We start from the raw sequence: 919 nt of genomic DNA, 5'->3' as shown, positions 1-919 counted from the left end.
TAGTTCTTAAATGCCTAATTCAAATAGTTTTTTTCTCATACTCTGATTTTTCAGTTTTATCAACTTCTTTGTAAACATCTTCAACAGATTTATACATCTCCGTAAAATTACCTTTGTCAAAGCACTCTTTACAAAAAGCATAATTTGTCGTTTTATCTTCATTATCAGAATAGTTTCTAAATGAAGAGAAGTATTTATAGCAACTTTGACATCTTGAATATATTTTTTTGCTTAAATCTTCATTAACTTTATCGTTTCTTTCGTATTTAATCCACCGGGAAATTCCTTCAGCTATTAAAACTCCTGCTAAAATTGATGCAATAATGATTAACCATTTGTATTCTTGGTCATTCAAGCTACTACTGATATTTTGATTCTCTTCTATTAAATCAATCTTCTTTCTTATTAATAAAATTTCGTTTGATTTATTCCTATATTTTTGCCAATCAGAATACAAAATGTCATTTACTTGCTGTTCTGTTTCTGATGAATTATATAGTCTATTGAATGCTAATGATGAATCCGATTCTAATTTTAAAGGATTTTTTAGATTGTATTTTTTTGCTAAATCATCTGATTTATTAATTAATTCATTTTCTGATAGAACCTTTTCTAATTTTATGATTTCTAATGAATCTATTAATTTATTTCTTTCAACTAAATAAGTAATATCTGAATTCCTTATCTCTTCATTTTTAAAATAAACAAAAATTGTTAAAGAAATTGATAATAATATCAAAAATTTATAAAGTTTGTCAGGTATTTGTATGTTCATAAAATTTCTGCTAACGAAAAAGTATTAGCGAAGGCGGGCGAAAAATGAACTGAAACCTAACGAAGTGGTTCGACGGAGTCAAAGTTCAATTTTCAACCAAACTGAGCCAATGCTTTTTCAATGAAGTAAACTTACAAAAATATT

Annotated in this window: 1 protein-coding gene; it reads right to left on the bottom strand. The window is 26.0% G+C overall.

All coding sequences use genetic code 11. The features are described 5' to 3' along the window. Positions 1-19 precede the first annotated feature (19 nt). Positions 20-775, bottom strand: coding sequence for a zinc ribbon domain-containing protein (locus AC4AGG_RS16605; RefSeq protein WP_489773137.1), 756 nt, complete (start codon positions 773-775; stop codon positions 20-22). Between the last annotated feature and the right edge of the window lie 144 nt (positions 776-919).

It is taken from the genome of Chryseobacterium sp. CG10_8 (genome assembly GCF_058117085.1).
This window is presented reverse-complemented; position numbering and strand designations above follow the sequence as displayed.

Coding starts and splice junctions, on each gene's coding strand:
- AC4AGG_RS16605 (WP_489773137.1), bottom strand. CDS start 775: ATGAACATACAAATACCTGACAAACTTTATAAATTTTTGATATTATTA.